Source organism: Halomonas sp. B23F22_20, assembly GCF_043496985.1.
In the GTDB taxonomy this organism is placed as follows: Bacteria; Pseudomonadota; Gammaproteobacteria; order Pseudomonadales; family Halomonadaceae; genus Halomonas.
On record NZ_JBIEKH010000003.1, the window covers coordinates 240856 to 263027 of the forward strand.

General features: G+C 67.7%; 19 protein-coding genes and 1 other RNA gene. 10 read left to right on the top strand and 10 right to left on the bottom strand.

Translation table 11 applies throughout. From position 1 onward, the window contains the following. Positions 1-57: 57 nt before the first annotated feature. The 3 genes from ubiH to ACGTN6_RS03475 form a co-directional block, all read right to left on the bottom strand. Positions 58-1281 carry a 2-octaprenyl-6-methoxyphenyl hydroxylase gene (gene ubiH, locus ACGTN6_RS03465; protein WP_394589859.1) on the bottom strand — a complete coding sequence of 408 codons (1224 nt, stop codon included), beginning with the start codon at positions 1279-1281 and terminating at the stop codon, positions 58-60. 63 nt (positions 1282-1344) lie between these two features. Continuing rightward, a complete protein-coding gene (locus tag ACGTN6_RS03470) occupies positions 1345-2682 on the bottom strand; it encodes an aminopeptidase P N-terminal domain-containing protein (RefSeq protein ID WP_394589860.1) in 1338 nt (445 codons plus the stop codon). Positions 2683-2769: 87 nt separating this feature from the next. Beyond that, positions 2770-3357 carry a UPF0149 family protein gene (locus ACGTN6_RS03475; RefSeq protein WP_394589861.1) on the bottom strand — a complete coding sequence of 196 codons (588 nt, stop codon included), beginning with the start codon at positions 3355-3357 and terminating at the stop codon, positions 2770-2772. Between the two features lie 153 nt (positions 3358-3510). Here ACGTN6_RS03475 and ACGTN6_RS03480 point away from each other — a divergent pair, with 153 nt between their 5' ends. The 3 genes from ACGTN6_RS03480 (at position 3511) to ACGTN6_RS03490 (ending at position 4682) form a co-directional block, all read left to right on the top strand. Beyond that, on the top strand, positions 3511-3810 hold the full coding sequence (locus ACGTN6_RS03480; protein ID WP_183389398.1) for a cell division protein ZapA: 300 nt from the start codon (positions 3511-3513) through the stop codon (positions 3808-3810). Positions 3811-3855: 45 nt separating this feature from the next. Beyond that, positions 3856-4041, top strand: a non-coding RNA gene (ssrS, locus tag ACGTN6_RS03485) — 6S RNA. A gap of 8 nt (positions 4042-4049) precedes the next feature. Beyond that, positions 4050-4682: a 5-formyltetrahydrofolate cyclo-ligase gene (locus tag ACGTN6_RS03490; RefSeq protein ID WP_394589863.1), complete on the top strand. Its 633-nt coding sequence runs from the start codon at positions 4050-4052 to the stop codon at positions 4680-4682. 370 nt (positions 4683-5052) lie between these two features. On the opposite strand, the gene ilvA is transcribed toward ACGTN6_RS03490, so the two are convergent. Then, on the bottom strand, positions 5053-6672 hold the full coding sequence (gene ilvA / locus ACGTN6_RS03495) for a threonine ammonia-lyase, biosynthetic (RefSeq protein ID WP_394589865.1): 1620 nt from the start codon (positions 6670-6672) through the stop codon (positions 5053-5055). Positions 6673-6721: 49 nt separating this feature from the next. Between ilvA and rpiA the strand changes: the two genes are divergently transcribed. Further along, positions 6722-7399, top strand: coding sequence for a ribose-5-phosphate isomerase RpiA (gene rpiA / locus ACGTN6_RS03500; protein WP_394589867.1), 678 nt, complete (start codon positions 6722-6724; stop codon positions 7397-7399). Positions 7400-7412: 13 nt separating this feature from the next. Here rpiA and waaA read toward each other — a convergent pair whose 3' ends face one another. From waaA to ACGTN6_RS03515, 3 genes are read right to left on the bottom strand one after another with little or no spacing between them, the layout of a single operon-like run. Next, complete coding sequence (waaA, locus tag ACGTN6_RS03505; protein WP_394589868.1) at positions 7413-8711, bottom strand: lipid IV(A) 3-deoxy-D-manno-octulosonic acid transferase; 1299 nt, start codon at positions 8709-8711, stop codon at positions 7413-7415. Beyond that, complete coding sequence (hldE, locus tag ACGTN6_RS03510; RefSeq protein ID WP_394589869.1) at positions 8711-10141, bottom strand: bifunctional D-glycero-beta-D-manno-heptose-7-phosphate kinase/D-glycero-beta-D-manno-heptose 1-phosphate adenylyltransferase HldE; 1431 nt, start codon at positions 10139-10141, stop codon at positions 8711-8713. Before hldE ends, waaA begins: the two co-directional genes overlap by 1 nt. Next, positions 10131-11228 carry a glycosyltransferase family 9 protein gene (locus ACGTN6_RS03515; protein ID WP_394589870.1) on the bottom strand — a complete coding sequence of 366 codons (1098 nt, stop codon included), beginning with the start codon at positions 11226-11228 and terminating at the stop codon, positions 10131-10133. Before ACGTN6_RS03515 ends, hldE begins: the two co-directional genes overlap by 11 nt. On the opposite strand from ACGTN6_RS03515, the gene ACGTN6_RS03520 reads away from it, so the two are divergent. Further along, positions 11227-11940, top strand: a complete 714-nt coding sequence (locus ACGTN6_RS03520) for a 3-deoxy-D-manno-octulosonic acid kinase (RefSeq protein ID WP_394589872.1) — start codon at positions 11227-11229, stop codon at positions 11938-11940. The two genes, ACGTN6_RS03515 and ACGTN6_RS03520, sit on opposite strands and share 2 nt — an antisense overlap. Here the strand turns inward: ACGTN6_RS03520 and ACGTN6_RS03525 are convergent. After that, the gene (locus tag ACGTN6_RS03525; protein ID WP_394589873.1) at positions 11913-13070 is read right to left on the bottom strand and encodes a glycosyltransferase family 4 protein; all 1158 of its coding nucleotides are present in this window, start codon (positions 13068-13070) and stop codon (positions 11913-11915) included. The two genes, ACGTN6_RS03520 and ACGTN6_RS03525, sit on opposite strands and share 28 nt — an antisense overlap. Before the next feature lie 36 nt (positions 13071-13106). On the opposite strand from ACGTN6_RS03525, the gene ACGTN6_RS03530 reads away from it, so the two are divergent. Genes ACGTN6_RS03530 through ACGTN6_RS03540 form a run of 3 tightly spaced genes read left to right on the top strand, consistent with a single transcriptional unit; the run spans position 13107 to position 16598 of the window. Beyond that, complete coding sequence (locus tag ACGTN6_RS03530) at positions 13107-14195, top strand: glycosyltransferase family 9 protein (protein WP_394589874.1); 1089 nt, start codon at positions 13107-13109, stop codon at positions 14193-14195. Then, complete coding sequence (locus tag ACGTN6_RS03535) at positions 14192-14962, top strand: glycosyltransferase family 2 protein (protein ID WP_394589875.1); 771 nt, start codon at positions 14192-14194, stop codon at positions 14960-14962. Before ACGTN6_RS03530 ends, ACGTN6_RS03535 begins: the two co-directional genes overlap by 4 nt. Then, a complete protein-coding gene (locus ACGTN6_RS03540) occupies positions 14952-16598 on the top strand; it encodes a sulfatase-like hydrolase/transferase (RefSeq protein WP_394589876.1) in 1647 nt (548 codons plus the stop codon). The genes ACGTN6_RS03535 and ACGTN6_RS03540 overlap by 11 nt, the downstream gene beginning before the upstream one ends. Here the strand turns inward: ACGTN6_RS03540 and waaF are convergent. After that, on the bottom strand, positions 16588-17601 hold the full coding sequence (waaF, locus tag ACGTN6_RS03545; RefSeq protein ID WP_394589877.1) for a lipopolysaccharide heptosyltransferase II: 1014 nt from the start codon (positions 17599-17601) through the stop codon (positions 16588-16590). The two genes, ACGTN6_RS03540 and waaF, sit on opposite strands and share 11 nt — an antisense overlap. Next, a complete protein-coding gene (gene rfaD, locus ACGTN6_RS03550) occupies positions 17594-18550 on the bottom strand; it encodes an ADP-glyceromanno-heptose 6-epimerase (protein ID WP_394589878.1) in 957 nt (318 codons plus the stop codon). The genes waaF and rfaD overlap by 8 nt, the downstream gene beginning before the upstream one ends. A 355-nt stretch (positions 18551-18905) precedes the next feature. Between rfaD and glyQ the strand changes: the two genes are divergently transcribed. Then, positions 18906-19850 carry a glycine--tRNA ligase subunit alpha gene (gene glyQ / locus ACGTN6_RS03555; protein ID WP_394589879.1) on the top strand — a complete coding sequence of 315 codons (945 nt, stop codon included), beginning with the start codon at positions 18906-18908 and terminating at the stop codon, positions 19848-19850. Position 19851: 1 nt separating this feature from the next. Next, the gene (glyS, locus tag ACGTN6_RS03560) at positions 19852-21918 is read left to right on the top strand and encodes a glycine--tRNA ligase subunit beta (protein WP_394589880.1); all 2067 of its coding nucleotides are present in this window, start codon (positions 19852-19854) and stop codon (positions 21916-21918) included. Positions 21919-22172: the final 254 nt, after the last annotated feature.

The following is a 22172-nucleotide window of genomic DNA, read 5'->3' on the forward strand; positions in this document are numbered from 1 at the left end:
TCTCTTCGCTATCGTTGCCGTCATTGTCATCACTATCGCGCGGCGGTCGCTCGATCTTCATCGCTCCACCCCCATGGCTCTACGCGCCAAGGTGCGGCGCAGCGGCCCCACCAAATTGAGCCCCACCAGTCCCGCGGCCCGGGCATGGGAGAGCAGGGTGCTGTCGAGGCCGAACAACCGTATCAGTCCATCGCTGAAGCGGATGACATCGTGGCGATCGCCGCCGCGGCGAGCCTCGAAATCGGCCAGAGTCGCGGCGCTGCCCGGCGCCTCGCCTTTCCCGACGCCGTTCTCGATGGCGGCCACCAGATCCATGACCCCACGCAACGCCAGGTTGAACCCCTGGCCGGCCACCGGATGCAGGGCATGGGCGGCGTTGCCCATCACGGCCAACCCCGGGCGCGTCGTCTCACGCGCCGTCACCAGCGACAGCGGGTAGGCATGGCGGCGCCCGACCCGCCGAAAACGTCCGGCGCGGTCGCCGAAGGCGCGCTGCAGCTGGGCGAGGAAGTCGCCGTCCGCCATCGCCAGCCGCGCGCCCTCCTGACCAGCCTCATGGGTCCAGACCAGTTCCATGGCCTGGCCCTGAAGTGGCAACAGAGCGATGGGGCCGTCAGAGGTAAAACGCTCATAGGCCCGCCCATCGTGGGGGCGGTCGACTTCGACGCCGGCGATCAATGCCACCTGACCATAGGGGCGCTCGCGGCTCTCGATGCCCAGCCGCTCCTTGAGCCCGGAGCGGCCGCCCTCAGCGAGCACCGTCAGCCCGGCTTCCAGGCTGGCGCCGTCGGAAAGGGTCAGGCGATGGCCCTCGTTCCACGGCTGGATCTGCTCCACGCTGGCCGGGCAATGCCAGGCCAGCGGCAGCTCGGCGAGCCGCCGATGCAGCACCCGGCCCAGCCAGGCGTTGGGAATCACCTGCCCCAGGGCCTCGCTGCCCAGCTCCTCGGCATTCAACCGAGTGGCGCCCAACCGGCCCTGTTCGCTGACATGAATATGCCGAATCGGCGAGGCCTGCTCGGCCAGGTCGCCCCATAGCCCCAAGGTTCGAAAATGGCGCACCGAGCCTTCGGCGATAGCACTGGCACGGGCGTCGAAGCTCGGCTGCCAGGGCGCGTCGAGATCCATCGGCAGAGGCGCAGCCTCAATCACCGCCACCGTCACTCCATGGCGCTCGATTAGTGGCGCCAGCGCACAGCCCAGGCTGGCGCCCACCAGGCCGCCGCCGACGATGGCGATATCCACGCGGCGCGGGGCCTTGCCCTCGACCGTATCGCTCATGGCGATGCCTCAAATTTCGTAATGTACATTACGTAATACCCTTCTCAGAAAATCAGGAAGCGATCATTTCTTGACCATCAAGGCTTCGATTTCTGTCACCTGTTTGGGCACACCGATGCTCAAGACCTCGTGTCCCTGCTCGGTCACCGCCACATCATCCTCGATACGGATACCAAGCCCTCGATAGGCGGAGGGAAGGTCCTCATCCTCGGGAACGTAGAGTCCCGGCTCGATGGTCAACACCATCCCCGGCACCAGCGGGCGGGACTCTCCGCCGCGGCGGTAATGGCCGACGTCATGAACGTCGAGCCCCAGCCAGTGGGAGGTCGCGTGGGGATAGAAGCGTCGATAGGCACCGGCCTCCAGGCAGGCGTCGAGCTCCCCGGACAGCAGCCCGAGCTCTATCAGCCCGGCAGTGAGGTCGCGCACCACCCCCTGGTGAATGGCCGCCAGGGTGGTGCCCGGCCGCACCGCCTCGATGGCCCGCTGCTGGGCACCGAGCACCACCTCGTAGAGAGCCCGCTGCGCCTCGGTGAATCGGCCCGAGACCGGAAAGGTACGGGTGATATCGCCGGCATAGAGATCGAATTCGGCTCCCGCGTCGATCAGCACCAGATCGCCGTCACGCAGCGTGTCCGCGTTCTCGATGTAGTGCAGCACACGGGCATTGGCTCCGCCAGCGACGATGCTGGCGTAAGCGGGGCCACTGCCGCCCTGCCAGCGAAACTCGTGCTCGAGCTCGGCTTGCAGCTGATACTCGGCGAGCCCAGGATGCACCGCACGCATGGCGCGGCACTGGGCGCGCGCACTGACCGCACCGGCATGACGCATCAGCGCCAGCTCCTGAACGCTCTTGATCAGGCGCTGCTCGTGAATCCTTTCGGCGATGTCGGCGAATGCGAGCGGCGGCCGTGCTCCTCGACGTGCCCCGTCCTGGAGGTTGGCGCGGATCGATTCGGCCAGGCTTAGGGTTTCACCGTCGTCCAGCGGCAAATACAGCGTGACTCGGCCGTCCAGAAGCTCCAACAATCGTGCCTCACGCTGGTCATTGACGAAGGCCTCGTCGATTCCGTGCTCGCGCTTCGCCCCGGCCGTGCCGAGACGACGGCCGGTCCATGTTTCCATCTCCGGATCGCGACCCTGGCAGAACAGCACGCTCACGCCTTGCTCTCGACCGGGCAACAGCAGCAGCAGCGCATCGGGCTCGGGAAAGCCGGTGAGATAGTGAAAGTCGCTGTCCTGGCGAAAGGCGAACTCACTGTCCCGGGAACGGGTCACCAGCGAAGCGCCGGGCAGCAGCACGGCGGCATCGTCGGGCAGCGAGGCCATCAAGCTGCGACGACGTTCTCGGAACTCGTCGCGGCCGATGGGGGCGGGGCGGGAAAGGGTCTCGGGCGGCATGGCACCTCCACGGGTCAAGGGGCGGGAGCGGGCCCCGCCGATGCGCGGGACCTGGGGCGGGGCGTCGGGCCGGCAGACCCGAGCGGGTCAGTGCTTGGGCTGGGTCTCGGGGTCGTCCACCTTTTCCACCTGCGGCTGGCCGGGATGCTGCTCGGTATAGAGCAGCATGGCGGCCATCCGAGCATGCTCTGTGAGCGCGAAGAGGTCGTTCTCGTTCTCCGGGTCGTCGTCGAGGTCGGTTTCGATGGCGGTCAGCCCCTGCAGATCGTCGACCGCCTCGCGCAGCGCCTCGGACCACTTCTTGCGAGGAGCATCGCCGGCTTCCTCGATGACTTCGAGGAAGCCCAGGGTCCACTCCTTGAGGCCCTGGGCGCGCTCTGCCAGCGCAAACAGGTCGTCAGGCAGCAGCGGTTCATAGTTCATCTCGCTGGCCGACAGCGCCTCGACGGTCTGGCGCCGCCAGCCCAGCAGGCGCTCGGCGGCGGGCTCGTCGCGGGGCTGTTCGACCCCGAGGTTTTCGCACACCGTCTCCAACCAAGCCTCGGCGCTAAGGTCGTGCAGCGCCAGCGAGGCACACAGCCGGCCATCGAGGAAGGCCGGCGACTGCATGCTTCCATGCAGCAAAAAGGTGTCGGCGATATCGGAGAAATCCTGGCGTTCATTGATAAGGGACATGGGACCATCCGGTGCGAGGACCGCGCAGCGCGTTGACCGGCCGCGAACGGCTCTCTTATAGTGGCTTGACGTACGTATTCCCCACGATGTTAACGCATCGGGCCCCCATGGCGCCGCACCCCGCGCGCTCGTCCGGGCCCGCCGGAGCCCCCCATGACCGACGCCTCGCGGCCCACTACCGAAATCACCCTGCTGGAACGCCAGTACGTCATCGCCTGTCCCCCGGACGAGCAGGACAAGCTGGAGCGCGCCGCCCGCTACCTGGACCGCGCCATGCAAGGCATTCACGCCCAGGGCAAGGTGGTCGACCGGGAGAAGGTCGCTATCATGGCGGCGCTGAACATCACTCACGAGCTGCTCGAAGCCCTCGAGGAGCGTCGCGCCGGCGAGCAGAGCCTCGGTGAGCTCAGCGCGAAGCTGGAGCGGGCTCTCGCCGACGCGCCCTCGCGCTGAGGATTCTTCGCTTTGGACGACGCTCTCGCTCTGCTAGGATAGAGACGTTCCCTGGGGTGTTCGCCAGTCGTTATCGTCCCTCGAGCCTATGCGCAGTACCCAGGGGGCCAACAGCTAGTCCGGACCCGTGTGCATGTCCGTGCGACGGAAAGCCTGACGGTTCGGCTGCGGCCACCCACCTTGAACCACAGGGTTCAAGGGCCAGAATGACAGCGGCACTCTGGGGAACTTCATCCGACATGACTCACATGCTGGACACCGCCGCCTCTACCGAGCGAGACGACGCCCGTAGACGCCTGCGTCGCGAGCTTCGACGTCGCCGACGTCACTTGAGCGCGCAGCAGCAGCGCCAAGCCTCACGCCGGCTGTGCCGTCACCTACGCCACCTGCCAGAAGTTCACCGCGCCAGACGCGTAGCCCTTTATCTGCCCAACGACGGCGAGATAGACCCGACCCGCCTGATGCCCTGGCTGAATGGCCGTGGCGCCCGCGTCTACCTGCCCGTGCTGCGCCCGCTTTCCCACAATGCGTTGTGGTTCGTCCACTATCACGCCGGCACCCCGATGGTGACCAATCGCTTCGGGATTCCCGAGCCCTGCACGCGACACGGCGCCCATCGCGCTCGCCGCATGTCGGCCTGGGCGCTGGACCTGATCCTGCTGCCGCTGGTCGGCTTCGACGACGAAGGCCAGCGCATCGGCATGGGCGGCGGCTTCTATGACCGCACTCTGGCCTTCACTCGCGGCGCCGGGCCACGCCCCCGCCTGATCGGCCTGGCCCACGACTGCCAACGCGTCGAGCGCCTGCCGATTGCGCCCTGGGACGTGCCGCTGGACGCCATCGTCAGCGATCGCCGCGTGCTGCGCCCCTGACGCTCCTTGCGGCCGCTTGACCGGATCCGACCCCGCCTGACCCGAATGAAAAAAGCGGCCGATGCCTGAGCATCGACCGCTTTTTTCGGGAATCGTCCTGGCCGACGGCGTTCAGTGCCCGACCAGCGCCTGGGCGTAGCCGGTCGCCACGACACCGATACCGAAGATCAGTACCAGGATCATGACCAGGTCGGGCTTGCGCTTCATCATCGACTCCCTTCGTGTGTCTTGGCGGCGACGCCGTTGTCGCCGATTGCCGCCACAGACTAGCGGAAGGCCCCGAGCATGACAACTGTCATGCTCGAGTGAAGGCGCCATGTGGCCGAACATTCCGCGAAAGCGACCACTCACTCACCGACCAAGTGCGTTTTCAGGCCATGAACAGACGATAGGCAGGATTGTCCGACTCCTTCCAGTAGCGATAGCCGATCTCGTCGAAATGCTCCTCGACGTGACTACGGTCGCCGCCCGGCAGCTGCATGCCCACCAGCACCCGCCCATAGGCGGCACCGTGGTTGCGGTAGTGGAACAGCGAGATGTTCCAGTCATGCGGCAGGTGGGTGAGGAAGTTCATCAGCGCTCCGGGACGCTCCGGGAACTCGAAGCGGTAGACCTCTTCGTCGAACTGCTCCTTGGGCCGGCCGCCGCCCAGGTGTCGAATGTGCAGCTTGGCCAGCTCGTTGTCGGTCAGATCCTCCACCGGATAGCCGGCGCCGCGCAGCTTGTCGATCACCGCCTGGCGATCCTCGCCGCCGGGCTTGACCTGAACGCCGACGAAGATATGGGCCTGTTCGGGGTCGGCGTAGCGGTAGTTGAACTCGGTGACCATACGCTTGCCGATGGTGCGGCAGAACTTCTTGAAGCTGCCCGGCTTCTCGGGGATGGTCACCGCCAGGATCGCCTCGCGCTGTTCGCCGAGTTCGGTACGCTCGGCAATGTGCTGCAGGCGGTCGAAGTTGGTGTTGGCCCCGGAGTTGATGCATACCAGGGTCTCGCCGCTGGCGCCGGTCTGCTGGATGTACTTCTTGAGGCCGGCCAGCGACAGGGCGCCGGAGGTCTCGGACACCGCCCGGGTGTCCTCGAAGATGTCCTTGACCGCGGCGCACATCTCGTCAGTGTTGACGGTGATGACATCGTCCACCAGGCCACGCAGCACCGAGAAGGGCGCCTCGCCGATCTGGGCCACGGCCACTCCCTCGGCGAACACGCCTACCTGATCCAGGATCACGCGTTCACCGTTGTCGAGGGCCGCCTTGAGGCAGGCACTGTCCTCGGATTCCACGCCGATCACCTTGATCTCCGGGCGCAGATATTTGACGTAGGCCGCCACCCCGGCGATCAGCCCGCCTCCCCCCACCGGCACGAAGATGGCGTCCAGGCGCCCGGGATTCTGGCGCAGGATCTCCACGGCAACGGTGCCCTGGCCGGCGATGACATCGATGTCGTCGAACGGCGGGATATAGGTATAGCCGTGCTCGGCGATCAGCTCCTGAGCATGGGCGGCGGCCTCGGCGAAGGCATCGCCCTTGAGCACCACCTTGGCGCCTCGCGCGCGCACCGCGGCGACCTTGATCTCGGGGGTGATGCGCGGCATCACGATGATCGCCTTGACGCCCATCTGCCGCGCCGCCAGTGCCAGCCCCTGAGCGTGATTACCCGCCGAGGCGGCGATCACGCCCTTGGCCTTCTGCTCGTCGGTGAGCTGGGCCATCTTGTTGTAGGCGCCGCGAATCTTGAAGGAGTGGACCGGCTGAAGGTCCTCGCGCTTGATCAGGATCTGGTTGTCGAACCGACGGGAGAGAAAGGGGGCCGGCGAGATAGGGGTTTCCCGGGCGGCCTCATAGACCCGGGCCTGCAGTATCTTCTTGACGGTGTCTTCGAGCATCCTGATCTTCCGTGGGTGGCGCGAGGAGCCGCACGATGCGGCACGAGGGGAACCCTTATTGGTAGCATTCCGGCCACCATGACGTCCAGCACGGCGAGTCGCCATGGCTTATAATGGCGCGACATTCGACACCCTCCAGCCAAGCGAGCAGGACATGACCCAGGACGAACTCAAGGACGCCGTGGCGGCCGCCGCCCTCGACGAGATCCGCCCCCTTCTCGGCAACGACATCGTGATCGGCGTCGGCACTGGCTCCACCGCCAACCGCTTTATCGACAAGCTGGCCGAGCTGCGCGGCGATTTCCGTGGTGCCGTGGCCAGCTCCGAGGCCAGCGCCGAGCGCCTGCGCGGCCATGGCATCGACGTCTTCGAACTCAACGAAGTCGGCACCGTACCGGTCTACGTCGACGGCGCCGACGAAGTGAACGCTCACTTTCAGATGATCAAGGGCGGTGGCGCGGCCCTCACCCGCGAGAAGATCGTCGCCGCCTGCGCCCAGCGTTTCGTGTGCATCGCCGACGCCTCCAAGAAGGTCGAGCGGCTGGGTGACTTCCCGCTGCCGGTGGAGGTGATCCCCATGGCGCGTTCCTACGTGGCCCGTGAGCTGGTCAAGCTCGGCGCCGACCCGGTCTATCGCCAGGGCGTGATCACCGATAACGGCAACCAGATCCTCGACTGCTATGAGTTCATGATCGACGACCCGGTCGCCATGGAAGCGAAGCTCAATGCCATCGTCGGGGTGGTGACCAACGGCCTGTTCGCCGCCCGCGGCGCCGACGTGCTGCTGCTCGGCACCGACCAGGGCGTGCAGCGCCTGACGCCGGAAGCGTGAAGTAAGCAAGTATTCACTTCGCCTGTAGAAGCCGTTCGAGGCCTTCCAGCGTATGCGCCAGTGCGCCGCGATTGGCCTCGACCACCGCCCGGCCGGCCGCGGCGAGCCGCTCGCGTTCCACCGCATCGCCGAACAGCCGCTCCAGTTCAGTGGCCAGGGTCACGGCGTCGATGACTTCCACCAGCGCCTCGCATTCGCGCAGTGCCTCGGCCACATCGGTAAAGTTGGCGAGCTCGGGGCCGGTCAGCACCGGGACGCCCATGGCGGCCGGCTCCAGCAGGTTGTGGCCGCCGACCGGCACCAGGCTACCGCCCACGAAGGCCAGGTCCGCCGCCCCGTAGAGGGCCAGCAGATCGCCCATGGTGTCACCCAGGTAGACCGACGTATCGGCGGTGACCGTTTCGCCCATCGAACGCCTCGCCGCCGCCATGCCCTGCGAACGGCAGAGCTCGGCGACCGCTTCGAACCGTTGCGGATGACGCGGCACCAGCACCAACAGCGCCTCGGGGTATGTTTCCCTCAGCCGGGCATGAGCCTCAAGCACCGCTTGGTTTTCGCCCTCGTGGGTCGAGCCCGCCACCCATACCGGGCGTGGGCCAAACACCGCGTGTAAGCGCTCACTCTCTCCGAAAGCCTCGTCATCACTTGCCATATCGAACTTGAGTGAACCGGTCACCACAATACGTGAGGCGACCATGCCCAGCGCCCGAAAACGCTCGGCGTCGACCTCGGACTTGGCGCCCAGCCAGTCCACATGGGACAGCGCCTCGGCCATCAGCCGCCCGAGGCGACGATAGCCGCGGAAAGCCCGCGGCGAGACCCGGCCGTTGACCACCGCCACCGGCACACCACGCCGCTCGCAAGCGGCCAGCAGGTTGGGCCACAGCTCGGTTTCGAAGAAGATCGCCAGTTCAGGGCGCAGGCGCCCGAGGAAACGCCGCGCGGCACCGGGAAAGTCCAGGGGAACGAAGTGATGACTCACTTCGGCGACACCGCCCTCACCCTGCAACCGCTCGGCGATGGCATGGGCACGTTTTGCGCCGGTGGCGGTCATGGTGGTAAGCACCAGGCGACGGTCGGGATAACGGCGCGCCAGGGCCTCGATCAGCGGCCGAGCGGCCTGGACCTCACCCACCGAGGCACAGTGCAGCCACAGGGTCCGCACCGCCGTCGGCGGGGTGGCAATGCATCCCCAGCGTTCGGCGCGGGAGCGGCCCGGCAGATTCTCGCGCCACACCCGTCGCCAGATCAGTGGCGAGAGCGCCAGCAGCGCGGCCGAATAGCCATGCCGCACCCAGGGATGGCCAGCCATCAGGCCTCGCGGTCGAGGATGGTGGAAATCATCGCCGTGGTCGAGACGCCATCCTCGAAGCCCAGCACACGGACCTCGCCGCCGGCGGCCCGCACGGCCTCGCCGCCAGCGATCTGTTCGGGCCGGTAGTCGCCGCCCTTGACCAGCACGTCGGGCAGCACCGCCTCGATCAGCCGCTGCGGCGTATCCTCGCCGAAGGGCACTACCCAGTCCACCGCACCCAGCCCAGCCAGCACCTGCATGCGACGGGCCAGTGGGTTGATCGGGCGCTTGGGGCCCTTGAGCCGGGCGATGGAAGCATCGTCGTTGACCGCCACGATCAGCCGGTCGCCGAGCTGGCGGGCATGTTCCAGATAGGCCACGTGGCCGGCGTGCAGGATGTCGAAGCAGCCGTTGGTCATTACCACTCGCTCACCGCGAGCCTGGGCGGCGCGCACCGCCTCGACCAGCGCGGGCTCGGCGATGACGCCGAACTCGGCCAGCTTGTCGCCGTGCAGGGCGGTGTAAAGTTCGGCGATGGAAAGCGTGGCGGTGCCCGGTTTGGCGACGACCAGACCGGCGGCCAGGTTGGCCAGGGTCATGGCCTCCGGGAAGCCATGGCCGGCGGCCAGGGCCAGACCGAGCACGCCGATCACGGTATCGCCGGCACCGGTGACGTCGAAGACTTCCCGGGCGCGAGTCGGCAGGTGCAGCGGCTCGTGGGCCTCGCGGATCAGGGTCATGCCCTTCTCGCTGCGAGTGATCAGCAACGCTTCGAGCTCGAGCTCGGCGCGCAGTGCCTCGCCACGCTCGGCCAGGGTAGCGTCGTCAGGACAGGGACCGGCGACCGCCTCGAACTCGGCCAGGTTGGGCGTGATCACGCTGGCGCCCCGATACTTGCGGAAGTCACCGCCCTTGGGGTCTACCAGCACACGCTTGCCGGCGGCCCGCACACGGTCGATCAAACCCTGCACATCGGCCAGGGTTCCCTTGCCATAGTCGGAGAGGATCACCAGGTCGGCATCGCCCAGGGCCGTCTCAACCTTCTCCGCCAGCGGGCCCGTGTCCACGTCGCCGAGACTCTGCTCGAAGTCGAGGCGGATCAGCTGCTGGTTCCGGCTCATCACCCTGAGCTTAGTGATCGTTGGTATCCCTGCGCTACGAGCGAAGTGAGTGCTCACACCGGCATCCTCGAGGCGGCGCGTCAGCAGGTCGGCATTGTCGTCTTCGCCTACCAGGCCGGCCAACGCCGCCCGGGCCCCCAAGGAGGCAATGTTAAGCGCCACGTTGGCGGCGCCACCGGGCCGGTCCTCCGACTCGTCAACCCTCACCACGGGCACCGGGGCCTCGGGGGAGATGCGCGAGGTGCCGCCATGGAAGTAGCGGTCGAGCATGACATCGCCCACTACCAGCAGGCGAGAATGCTCCAGGGCGGTCAGATCAAGCTTCATCGGAAGGCTCCCTTTCCTGACGGGATGCGGCGATGGACAGCACCGCCTCGAGGTTACGAATGACGTCGTCGGCATGGATCAGCGACATGGCGTCGGGATGACGGACCCGCTGTCCCCAGGACAGGGCCTCGGGCTCCTTGTGCAGGAAGTGACGCACCGCGTCCGGATAGCGGTTCACCACCTGCTCGCGCCAGCAATAGGGCGCGGCCCGGTCCGGGTTGGTGGTGGCATAGAGGCCAACCACCGGCGTATCCAGGGCGTTGGCCATGTGCACCGGCCCAGAGTCCGGCGCCACCACCGCCTGGGCGCCGTCGATCAGCGCCAACAGACCTTTTAGCGAGGAGCCGCCAATGGCGTCGATCACCGCCCCAGGTTGGGACAGGGCCTGGATGCGGCTGCCCATCTCGCGCTCCTGGGTGCTGCCGCCGCCGGTGAGCACCGTCTTCAGCCCATGCTGGACCCAAGCGTGCTCGACCACGCTGGCATAGCCCTCCGCCGACCAGTTGCGAAAGTTGCGCAGCCGCGGGTTGGCACAGGGGCTCATCAGCACATAGGGCGCCCCGCCGGTCAACGCCGCGGCCTCATCGCGGGCGGCCTCGGGAATCGGCAGGTCCCAGACCAGTGAGAGGTCCTCGACGCCCAGCAGCCGGGCAAAATCGAGAAAGGACTCGAGCACATGGGCCCGCGGATGCGGCGCCAGCTGGCGATGGGTGAACCAGTGCTGGGCATCCTTGGCGCGGGCCTTGTCATAGCCCACGCGCAGGTCCGCCTTCAGGCCCAGTGAAAGGACGCTGGCACGCAACGCCTGCTGCATGTGCAACAGCACGTCGAAGCGGGTATCCGCCAGCTGGCGCCACAGCTCGCGCATTCCCGACAGGCCCGAAGCTTTGTCGTAGACGACGAACTCGACCCCCGACAGGCCGGCCAGTAGACTGTGCTCGCCCTTGCCGATGATCCAGGTGATGCGCGCCTGGGGCCATTGGCGCTGCAGGGCACGAACCGTCGGCACCAGGTTACAGACATCGCCCAGGGCGGAAAGGCGCAGCACGCCGATATGGGCGGGGCTGGCGGGCAGAGGATGCTTCATGCGATTGGCAACGTTTCGAACGGGAAAGGTTTTCATTTTATATGATGCGGACAGTTTATGTGACGCCGATGGGGCGCCACAAATCGGCCCGTCGACCTTCGATCCCGACCACTGGCGCCGTCAGGCACGCGTGACCGGCGAGGCACCCGGCCGCGGCGCCAGCCTGTTCCTCGACGCAGGCGACGAAGAGTGGGTGCTGCGCCCCTACCGCCGCGGCGGCCTGGTCGCTCGGCTCAGCGAGTCGCGCTACTTATGGACCGGGGCCGAGAGCACCCGTTCCTTCCGCGAACTGCGACTGACCGCCCGGCTTTTTTCCCTCGGCCTGCCGGTACCGCGCCCGGTGGCCGCCGCCGCGACCCGCCATGGCCCCACCTACGAGGCCGGCCTGATCACCGTGCGCCTCTCTGGGGCCCGCACCCTCGCCGAACGGCTCAGCGACGCCGACGACGAGCTGCTGGAGCGGATCGGCGCCACGGTGCGTCGTTTCCACGACGCCGGCCTGGACCACGTGGACCTCAACGCCCGCAACCTGCTGGTCGATGCCGCCGAGCGGCCATGGCTGATCGACCTCGACCGCTGCCGGCTGCGCTCACCCGGCGCCTGGCAAGAGGCCAACCTCGAGCGACTGGCCCGCTCGCTGGCCAAGTTCGACGCCGCCCCGGCCATGGCAGCCATCCGCCGCGGCTATGCCTCTTCCCGGAGCGCCGCCTGACCGGCGTATTCCGCCACCAGCGCCGCCACGTGGTGAGCCAAGGTGAAATCCTCAAGCGCCCGTATCCTGCCGGCGGCGCCGAGCCGTTCGCGCAGCGCGGCATCATCGACCAGCTCGGCCAGCGCCGCGGCCCACTGCTCGGGCGATTCGGGTGCGGCGAGGCGCCCGGTCTCCGGGCTCACCAGTTCGGGAATCGCCCCGCTCGACGCCCCCACTACAGGCCGGCCGGCAGCCATGGCCTCGATCACCGTCAAGCCGAAGGCCTCGTTGCGCGAGGGCGTGCAGACGATATCCAGCGCCTGCAGGCAGCGCGGCAGGTCGGCGCGAAAGCCTGAGAAGGTGATCCGCGAGCCGAGCCCTAGCGCCTCGATGCGCTCGCGTAGTTCCTCGACGAAGGCCACGTTGCTGCCCTCCCCCGCGTCGAGCCCGCCGATCACCACGCCATGCCAGGTTGACGCGAGCCTGCCTGTCTCGGCCCGCTCGGCGAGCCTCGACAGCGCCTCGACCCAGACTCGCTGCCCCTTGCCCGGCGTGATCCGCCCGGGAAGGCCGATGGCCACCGCGCCTTCGGGCACGCCCAACTCGGCGCGCAGCGATGCCCACTCCCCGTCGCGGAGGCCATCGACGTAGGGAGTCGGATCGATGCCGAGGTAGAGCCGTCGAATGCGCTCGGCGGGCAGCGGGAAGGCCGCCAGGTTGCGCTTGCGGGTCGCCTCGCTGATCGAGAACAGCCGACGCACGCGGCCATAGGCCCAGCGGTGGTAGAGATCGCGCTTGGGTCGTGTGACGCCCATGTGATCGGTGAAGAACAGCTTGAGTCCCGGGCGCAGCGTGGCCAGCAGCGCGCCCAGGCGAAGATCGCTGGACTTGTGACAGTGCACGACGTCGATCCGCTGGGCCTTGAGGTAAGCGAGGATGCTGCCGATTCGCCACAGCGCCTGGCCGCGGGACGCCACCGTCAACGGCGCAACGCCAGCGTCCTCGAGGCTCGCTGCCACCCGGGAGCCGGCAAGCGCCAGGCCGTGGGCCTCCCACCCCTGGCGAGCCAGCTCGGGTATAATCCGGGCAGGATACATTTCCAGTCCGCCCCAGCCGTTCGAGAGGCAGAGCTGCATGACCTTGGGTCGCAAGGCATCCTCCATTCGATGGCGGGGCTCGGGAGCCCCATGACGAGTTTCTCCGACCAACGGCCGCCGCGCCTGCTGGCGGTCCGCAACGACAAGCTCGGCGACTTCATGCTGGCCTGGCCGGCCCTGGCGGCTCTCAAGGCCGCCACGCCGCGCCCCCATGTCAGCGTGCTGGTCCCGGACTATACCGCCCCCATGGCCCATGCCTGCCCCTGGGTGGATGAGGTGATCATCGACCCCGGCGAGGACGCCGGCCGCGAGGGCCAACGCGAGCTGGTGGCTCGCCTGAAGGCCGATCGCTTCGATGCCCTGCTGACGCTGTTCTCCACGCCGCGCATCGGCTGGCTGGGCTGGCGGGCCGGCATCCCACTGCGCCTGGCGCCGGCCACCAAGTGGGCACAGCTATTCTACAACCGTCGCATCACCCAGCGCAGGTCGCGTTCGGAGAAGCCCGAGTACGTCTACAACCTGGAGCTCGCCGAGGCGCTGCTCGAAGCGTTGGGAATCACGATACCGCCGCGGCCGGTGCCGCCCTACTGGCCGCAGGGCGCCGACGAGCGCACCCGCCAGCGCGAAGCCGTGGCCGAGGCCACTGGGCTCGCCGACGGCCGACCCTGGCTGTTCCTGCACCCTGGCAGCGGCGGTTCTGCGGTCAACCTCGCGCCCGAGGCCTACGCCCGGCTGGCCGTCGACGTCGACGGCCGACTGCGCGCCAGGGGCACCTCCCCCGCCTGGGTGATCACCGCCGGGCCCGGCGAGACCGACAACGCCGATGCGCTGTGCGACACGCTCGTCAACGCCGGACTCGAGGCCAGACGCCTGCCGCCGAGCCCCGGACTCGAGGCCTTCGCCCGCAGCCTGGCGGCGGCCGACCTGTTCATTGCCGGCTCCACCGGGCCGCTGCACATTGCCGCCAGCCTGAACCGGCCCACTGCGGGTTTCTACCCTTCCCGTCGTTCGGCGACCCCGCTACGCTGGCAGACCTGCAACGCCGAGGACCGGCGCCTGGCCTTCTGCCCGCCCGACGGCGCCCACGAGGCGGACATGGCGGCCATCGACCTCGCGTCCGCCGCCGCGGCCATCGCCGAACGACTGCCAACCTCCCCGATCAGCGAGCCCCGCCCATGACGCCCATCTCCGGCATCATCATCACGCTCAACGAGGCCGACAACGTCACCGACTGCATCGCCTCCTTGCAGCGGGTCTGCGACGAGGTGATCGTCGTCGACTCCGGCAGCCAGGACGACACGGTGGCCCTCGCCGAGGCCGCCGGCGCTCGGGTGATCCACCAGCCCTATCTCGGCGATGGCCCCCAGAAGGCTTTCGCCGTGCCCCAAGCGCGCCACGACTGGATCCTGGCGCTGGACGCCGACGAGCGCCTCGACGACGACGCCGTCGAGGCGATCCACGGCCTGACACTGGACGACCCGCAGCAGGCCTTCCGGTTTCGGCGCCGCAACTTCGCCGGACGCCACTGGATCCGTGCCGCCGGCTTCTACCCCGATCCGGTCACCCGACTCTACAACCGCACCACCTCGGGCTACCTGCCCAAGAAGGCACACTCTTCGGTGCAGGCGCCCTCGGTGGTGGACCTGAGCGCCCACATCCGCCACTTTACCTATCGCGACCTCTCGCACTGGATCAGCCGCATCGATGCCCTCTCGAGCCGCGATGCCTGGGCCATGAAGGAGCGCGGCAAGCCCCCCTCCGCCATCAATCCGGCGCTGCATGCGGCCACCGCGACCTTTCGCAAGCTGATCCTCAAGGGCGGCCTCTTCCAGGGGGTTGACGGTTTCACCGTGGCCATGACCACGGCATTTCACGCTTACATGAAGTATGCCAAGCTGAACGAGCTGTACGAGAACGAGCGCGCCGCCGACGCCGATGATGCCTGACCGTATCCTGCTCCCCCGCCTCCGGCGGCCCCGCTGGTGGGCCCTGCTGACCCTGGGCCTGGCCTTGGGGTTCACTGCCGTCATCACGACCCGGCTACCGACCCTGGCGATGTGGCCGATCGCCGCCGGCTGGCTGTGGCTGGCCCATGCGCGCCGCTGGGGAACCGCTTCGGGCGACTCGCTGCCAGGCCTTCGCTGGCCCTGGTCGCTGTTGCCGCTGACCCTGTGGGGCATCTACGTCTACCTGGCCGACAGCTTCGGCAAGGTCGATCTGGGGGCGGTGTTCTTCCATCTCCAGGCGGGGATCGGCGAGCACGGCGGTGGCGAGCGCCTGGCCGCCGCCGTGCTCTATACGCTGGCCATGCTGCCGATTCTGGCGGCTTTCACCTGGCTGGTACGCACCGATGCCCGCTGGGCCCGTCGGGAGCGACTGCTGGCCGTGCTGCTGCTGATCGGCAACCCCCTGCTGCTCGGCCTCGGCCAGCGCGGCGCAGCACTGGTCACCGAGGATGGTGCCTGGCTGGATCGCCGCTACGTGCCACCGGTGATACGGGAAACACCGGCCAAGCCCCCTAACCTGCTAGTGCTGTACCTGGAGAGCCTGGAACGCACCTACGCGGATCGCGAGCGCTTTGGCGACGCCTACGCGCCGCTCGCCGAGCTGGGCCAGCGCGGGGTGGTCTTCGAGGGCGTACGTCAGCTCGACAATACCGGCTGGACCATGGCCGGAATGATCGCCAGTCAGTGTGGTACGCCGCTGATGCCGGCCGGGCTGCTCCACGACAGCCAGTTCGAGCCCCTGGAGCGGGTGGTCCCCGGAGTGAACTGCCTGGGCGACCTGCTCGCCGCCCAAGGCTATCACCTCACGTATCTGGGCGGCGCCAGCACTCGCTTCGCCGGCAAGGGACGCTTCTACACCGGCCACGGCTTCGACCGGGTTCGCGGTCGAGAGACCCTGGCCCCGCGCCTCGAGGACCCCGACTATCTCAACAGCTGGGGCTTGTACGACGACAGCCTCTACGACTTCACCCTGGAAGAGATCCGCCGCCGCGAGGCCGAAGGCGGCCCCTGGGGCGTGCTCGCCCTGAGCCTCGGCACCCACCCTCCCGCCGGCTATCCGGCCCAGGCCTGCCGCCGCCACCAGGGCGAGCACGACGGCGTGGATATCCTTTATTCGGTGGAGTGCTCGGCCTGGCTGGTCAAGCAACTGGTCGAGCGGCTCGAGGCCGAAGGGTTGCTGGCCAACACCCTGGTGGTGATCGCCAGCGACCACCTGACCATGCGCGTCTCGGCCTGGGAGGATCTGATCGCAGGGCCTCGGGCCAATACCCTGATGCTGCTCCACAACGATCTGGTACCTCGCCGCCTGCGCCGCGAAGCCACGACCATGGACGTGCTGCCCACGGTGCTCGAGGCGATGGGCTTCCGCCTCGACCATCACCGGGCGGGGCTTGGGGTCTCGCTGCTTGCCAACGAGCCGACCCTGGTCGAGCGCTATGGGCTCGAGCCGCTCAACGCCCGGCTCAAGGAGGAAACCGCACTGCAGCGTCGGCTCTGGGAGGGGCTGGACCTGCCTCGCCCGGAGCCGGCCTCGGCGACGCCGGACCAGCCCGATAGCGGCGCAGCTAGTCGCTGAGGATGGCGCGCAACAGCCGCTCGGGCGACTGCTGCTTGAGGCAGTTGGTGTGTCCCAGTGGGCAGGTCCGCTCGAAGCAGGGCGAGCAGTCCAGCGCCAGATAGTGGATCTCGGCGTTCTCGGTGAGCGGCGGCGTATAGGCCGGCGAGGAGGAGCCGTAGATCGCCTGGATGCGGGTGCCCGCGGCGGCGGCCACGTGCATCAGCCCCGAATCATTGGTCACCGCCTGGCGGCAGTCGGCAAGCAGGTCCACGGCGTCGGCCAACCGCGTCTTGCCACACAGGTTATGGGCATGATCGAGCCCGCCGGCGATGGTCTCGCCGGCGGGTTGGTCCTTGGGCCCGCCCATCACCCGCACCTCGAAGCCCTCGGCGATCAGCGCCTCGGCCAGGCTGCGGAAATACGCGAGCGGCCATTGCTTGGCAGGGCCGTACTCGGCGCCAGGCATCATGGCGATGGCAGGGCGACTCCCGATACCGAGCGATGCGTGCAACGACGCCAGGTTGGCGTCGTCGCGCCGCAGTGCCGGGCGCGGGATCGGGAAGTCGCCGCTCGCCGCCTCCTCCGCCGGCAGTCCCAGCGACACGAAGCGCTTCACGGTCTGGTCGAGCACCGCCTTTTCCAGACGGCGGCGCTCGTTGAGCAGCCCAAAGCGCTGCTCGCCGTGGAAGCCGACACGCCGTGGAATGCGCGCCAGGAAGGGCACCAGCGCCGACTTCCAGGAGCGCGGCAGCACGATGGCGCGCTCGAAGCGCCCGCGAAGCGATGCCGCCAGCTTGCGCCGCGCAGCCCAGCCGAACTCGCCGTGGGCCACTTCCAGGGCGGCGACTTCGTCGACCTCTTCCATCCGCTCGAGGATGGGCCGCGACCAGGCCGGCGCCACCACGCCGATGCGCGCCGCGGGGTCCCGGACCTTGAGCGTCTTGAACAGGCTCTGGGCCATGACCATGTCGCCGACCCAGGACGGGCCGACGACCAGGATGCGCTCGCCCGGCTCAGGCATTCAGCCACTCCAGATAGGCCTTCACGCCCTCGGCGACGGTGTGGAACTCGCGGTCGTAGCCGGCCTCGCGCAGCCGCTGGATATCGGCGCGGGTGTAGCTCTGGTAGCGGCCCTTGAGCTCGTCGGGGAAGTCGATGTACTCGATCCTGCCCTTGCCGTAGTAGTCGGTGACCGCCTCGCCGATCGCCTTGAACGGCTCGGCGCGGCCGGTGCCCAGGTTGAAGATGCCGGAGGCCTCGGGGTGGTCGAGGAACCACAGGTTCACGTCCACCACGTCGCCCACGTAGATGAAGTCGCGGCTCTGCATGCCGGCCTCATAGCCGTCCCAGGCACCGAACAGCTTGAGGTCCTGGCCGCCGCTGATCTGGGTATGGTGGTGGTAGGCGACGCTGGCCATCTTGCCCTTGTGCTGCTCGCGGGGGCCATAGACGTTGAAGTAGCGGAAGCCCACCACCTGGCTCTCGAACTCGTCGTGGCGGGCCCGCACATACTGGTCGAACAGCAGCTTGGAATAGCCGTAGACGTTGAGCGGCTTCTCGTGCTCGGGCTCCTCGCGGAACACCTCGCTGCCGCCGTAGGTCGCCGCCGAGGAGGCGTAGATGAAGGGGATGCCCTTGAGCTGGCAGAAGTGCAGCAGTTCCTTGGAGTACTCGAAGTTGTTCTCGAGCATGAAGCGACCGTCCCACTCCGTGGTGTCGGAGCAGGCACCCTCATGGAAGATCGCCTCAATGGGCGGCAGGTGCGGGTTCTCGCCGTTGAGGGCGGCCTTGACCCGGGCCAGGAAGTCGTCCTTGTCCAGATAGTCGCCGAGGGTGCAGTCGGCGAGGTTGGCGAACTTGGTGCCGTCGCGGAGGTCGTCGACCACCAGCACGTCGTCGCGGCCGCGCTCGTTGAGTGCCTTGACCAGATTCGAGCCGATGAAGCCGGCTCCGCCTGTCACTACGATCATGGGGATTCCTCTCTATGCGGGCACTGGCGGGCAAACCGGGTGCCTCCGAACGGGGCTGATTCGGCGACAGCTCTCCAAGGAGGCGGTGTGAACCCTTCCTTGGGCGCTACCGACGCCCTGCGGCGCTCTTGCATCCTGCGCCACTTGCAGGGCCGGTGCTGGCCATCCATGGCCAGCCCGTTCGGAGGAATCCTCCTCACCCCTAGCGTAGGACCTCCTCAACGAGCTGTCCCCGGCGCCCCTCGCGATTTCCCGCAGCCCTATAACCCAGGTATTCCGGGCTGCGCCTATAACCGATCTGCCCGTGATTGTATACTTGACGGCTCGTGAATTCATGGCCAACGGTGACCCGCCAATGACACAGTCGACGCCAGACGTGACAACCTTCCAGGGCCTGATCCTGGCCCTGCAGCAGTACTGGGCCGAACAGGGCTGCGTGGTCCTCCAGCCTCTGGATATGGAGGTCGGCGCCGGGACCTTTCACCCGGCCACCTTCCTGCGTTCCATCGGTCCCGAGACCTGGAATGCCGCCTACGTGCAGCCTTCCCGTCGCCCTACCGACGGCCGCTACGGGGAAAACCCCAACCGCCTGCAGCATTACTACCAGTTCCAGGTAGTGATGAAGCCGTCCCCAGCCGACCTTCAGGAGCTCTACCTGGGTTCGCTCAAGCGTCTCGGCATCGACCCGCTGGTTCATGACATCCGCTTCGTCGAGGACAACTGGGAATCCCCCACCCTCGGCGCCTGGGGCCTGGGCTGGGAGGTCTGGCTCAACGGCATGGAGGTGACGCAGTTCACCTACTTCCAGCAGGCCGGCGGCCTGGAGTGCTTCCCGGTCACCGGCGAGCTGACCTACGGCATCGAGCGCATCGCCATGTACGTCCAGGACGTCGACAGCGTCTACGACCTGGTGTGGACCGTTGCCCCCGACGGCAGCAAGGTCACCTACGGCGACGTCTTCCTGCAGAACGAGCGCGAGCAGTCGACCTACAACTTCGAGCACGCCGACGTGCCAGCGCTTTTCGCCGCCTTCGACCACCAGGAAGGCGAGTGCGCCAAGCTGATCGAGGCCGGCCTCCCACTGCCTGCTTACGAGCAAGTGCTCAAGGCCTCGCACACCTTCAACCTGCTCGACGCTCGCCATGCCATCTCGGTGACCGAACGCCAGCGCTACATCCTGCGCGTCCGTACCATGGCCCGAGACGTGGCCCACGCCTACTACGAATCGCGCAAGGCCGCCGGCTTCCCGCTGGCCCCCGAAGCCCTGCGCCGCGAACTACTTGCCGAAGGAGACGCTTGAGATGGCAGCCGATAGCTTTCTGGTCGAACTGGGCGTCGAAGAACTGCCGCCGGGCGCGATCGACAAACTTTCCGACGCCCTCGCCAACGGCATCACCCGGGGCCTGGCCGACGCTGATATCGCCCACGACGAGGTGAAGGCCTACGGCTCTCCACGCCGACTGGCCGTGCGGGTCCCCGGGCTGGCCGACAAGCAGCCGGACCGCGAGGTCGAGCGCCGCGGTCCGGCCCTGGCCGCCGCCTTCAAGGACGGCGAGCCGACCAAGGCCGCTCAGGGCTTCGCCCGCTCCTGCGGCGTCGAGGTGGATCAGTTGATCCACCTGGAAACCGACAAGGGCACCTGGCTCGGCTACCGCGAGCAGCAGCTGGGCGAAGCTACCACCGCACTGCTGCCCGCCATCGTTGAAAAGGCGATCGCCGGCCTACCGGTGCCCAAGAACATGCGCTGGGGAGCCTCTCGGATCGAGTTTTCCCGCCCGGCTCACTGGCTGGTAATGCTCTATGGCAGCGACGTCGTCGAAGCCAGCGCCCTGGGTCTGACCTCCGGCCGCACCACCCGCGGCCATCGCTTCCATGCTCCCGAGCCGATCGAGCTCGCCCACGCCGATGACTACCTCGAGACGCTGGAGCAGGCCTGGGTGCTGGCCGATCGCGACAAGCGCCGCGAGCGCATCCGCGAGCAGGTGCTAGCCGAAGCCGAGGTACAGGAAGCACAGGCGGTGATCGACGAGGACCTTCTGATCGAGGTCAGCGGCCTGGTGGAATGGCCAGTCGCCCTGGCAGGCGGCTTCGACGAGCGCTTCCTCGAGGTCCCGGCCGAGTGCCTGATCTCCTCGATGAAGGCCAACCAGAAGTATTTCCACCTGTTGGACTCCGAGGGCAACCTCAAGCCGCGCTTCATTACCGTCTCGAACATCGACAGCCCCTCACCGGAGCTGGTGATCCAAGGCAACGAGAAGGTTATCCGCCCTCGCCTGGCCGACGCGGCCTTCTTCTACGAGACCGACCGTCAGCATCCGCTGGCCAAGCGCATCGCCGATCTCTCCAGTGTGGTCTTCCAGCAGAAGCTCGGCACGCTGGCCGACAAGGCCCATCGCAACGCTGCGGTATCCGCTTTCATCGCCGGCCGCATTGACGGCGAAGTCGCCCACGCCCGCCGCGCCGCCGAACTGGCCAAGTGCGACCTGGTGACCGAAATGGTACTGGAGTTCCCGGAGCTGCAGGGGGTCATGGGCCGCTACTACGCCACTCATGACGGCGAGGATGCGGAAGTCGCCAGGGCGCTCGAGGAGCAGTACCTACCGCGTTTCGCCGGCGATGCCATCCCGCAGACCCGCACCGGCCAGGCCCTGGCCCTGGCCGATCGCCTCGACACCCTGACCGGCATCTTCGGCATCGGCCAGCGGCCCACCGGCACCAAGGACCCTTTCGCCCTGCGTCGTGCCGCCATCGGCGTGCTCAACATCCTGATTCAGGGCAAGCTGGATCTGGATCTGCGCGAACTGCTGGAACTGGCCGCCGCCCAGCATCAGGAACTGCCCTACGCCGATGGCCTGGTCGACGAGGTGCTGGCCTATATGCTCGACCGCTTCCGCGCCTGGGCTCAGGACGAAGGCATCGGCGCCGAGGTCTACCTGGCCGTGCGTTCCCGCCCGGTCACCAAGCCGCTGGACTTCGCCCGTCGCCTGCAGGCGGTGAATGCCTTCGCGCGCCGTGAAGAGGCCGCCGCCCTGGCCGCGGCCAACAAGCGGGTCTCCAACATCCTCACCAAGCAGGACGGCGACGTATCCGCCACGGTCGACACTACCCTGCTCAAGGAAGACGCCGAGAAAGCCCTGGCCGAAGCCCTGAGCGGCTGCCACGAGAAAGTCGCTCCGCTGTTCGCCGAGGCGCGCTACAGCGATGCCCTCGACGTGCTGGCGACCCTGCGCGAGCCGGTCGACCGCTTCTTCGATGACGTGATGGTCATGGCCGAGGACGAGGACGTGAAGCGCAACAGACTCGCCCTTTTGGCCAGCCTGCAGGCGTTGTTCCTCGAGGTGGCGGACATCGCCGAGCTTCAGCACTAAGCGAAGCGGAACCGACGACAAAGGGCCGGCGAGGCGACTCGCCGGCCCTTTTTTTGGCCGATGTTTCACGTGGAACATACCGCTTCGGGCTTCGGGCTTCGGGCTTCGGGCTTCGGGCTTCGGGCTTCGGGCTTCGGGCTTCGGGCTTCGGGCTTCGGGCTTCGGGCTTCGGGCTTCGGGCTGCGGGCTGCGGGCTGCGGGCTGCGGGCTTCGGGCTGCGGGCTGCGGGCTGCGGGCTGCGGGCTGCGGGCTGC

What these genes read in the sequence shown, in the direction of transcription:
- ubiH (WP_394589859.1), bottom strand. Translation starts at nt 1,281, where the DNA reads ATGAGCGATACGGTCGAGGGCAAGGCCCCGCGCCGCGTGGATATCGCC.
- ACGTN6_RS03470 (WP_394589860.1), bottom strand. Translation starts at nt 2,682, where the DNA reads ATGCCGCCCGAGACCCTTTCCCGCCCCGCCCCCATCGGCCGCGACGAG.
- ACGTN6_RS03475 (WP_394589861.1), bottom strand. Translation starts at nt 3,357, where the DNA reads ATGTCCCTTATCAATGAACGCCAGGATTTCTCCGATATCGCCGACACC.
- ACGTN6_RS03480 (WP_183389398.1), top strand. Translation starts at nt 3,511, where the DNA reads ATGACCGACGCCTCGCGGCCCACTACCGAAATCACCCTGCTGGAACGC.
- ACGTN6_RS03490 (WP_394589863.1), top strand. Translation starts at nt 4,050, where the DNA reads ATGACTCACATGCTGGACACCGCCGCCTCTACCGAGCGAGACGACGCC.
- ilvA (WP_394589865.1), bottom strand. Translation starts at nt 6,672, where the DNA reads ATGGCGACTCGCCGTGCTGGACGTCATGGTGGCCGGAATGCTACCAAT.
- rpiA (WP_394589867.1), top strand. Translation starts at nt 6,722, where the DNA reads ATGACCCAGGACGAACTCAAGGACGCCGTGGCGGCCGCCGCCCTCGAC.
- waaA (WP_394589868.1), bottom strand. Translation starts at nt 8,711, where the DNA reads ATGGCTGGCCATCCCTGGGTGCGGCATGGCTATTCGGCCGCGCTGCTG.
- hldE (WP_394589869.1), bottom strand. Translation starts at nt 10,141, where the DNA reads ATGAAGCTTGATCTGACCGCCCTGGAGCATTCTCGCCTGCTGGTAGTG.
- ACGTN6_RS03520 (WP_394589872.1), top strand. Translation starts at nt 11,227, where the DNA reads ATGCGATTGGCAACGTTTCGAACGGGAAAGGTTTTCATTTTATATGAT.
- ACGTN6_RS03515 (WP_394589870.1), bottom strand. Translation starts at nt 11,228, where the DNA reads ATGAAGCATCCTCTGCCCGCCAGCCCCGCCCATATCGGCGTGCTGCGC.
- ACGTN6_RS03530 (WP_394589874.1), top strand. Translation starts at nt 13,107, where the DNA reads ATGACGAGTTTCTCCGACCAACGGCCGCCGCGCCTGCTGGCGGTCCGC.
- ACGTN6_RS03535 (WP_394589875.1), top strand. Translation starts at nt 14,192, where the DNA reads ATGACGCCCATCTCCGGCATCATCATCACGCTCAACGAGGCCGACAAC.
- ACGTN6_RS03540 (WP_394589876.1), top strand. Translation starts at nt 14,952, where the DNA reads ATGATGCCTGACCGTATCCTGCTCCCCCGCCTCCGGCGGCCCCGCTGG.
- waaF (WP_394589877.1), bottom strand. Translation starts at nt 17,601, where the DNA reads ATGCCTGAGCCGGGCGAGCGCATCCTGGTCGTCGGCCCGTCCTGGGTC.
- rfaD (WP_394589878.1), bottom strand. Translation starts at nt 18,550, where the DNA reads ATGATCGTAGTGACAGGCGGAGCCGGCTTCATCGGCTCGAATCTGGTC.
- glyQ (WP_394589879.1), top strand. Translation starts at nt 18,906, where the DNA reads ATGACACAGTCGACGCCAGACGTGACAACCTTCCAGGGCCTGATCCTG.
- glyS (WP_394589880.1), top strand. Translation starts at nt 19,852, where the DNA reads ATGGCAGCCGATAGCTTTCTGGTCGAACTGGGCGTCGAAGAACTGCCG.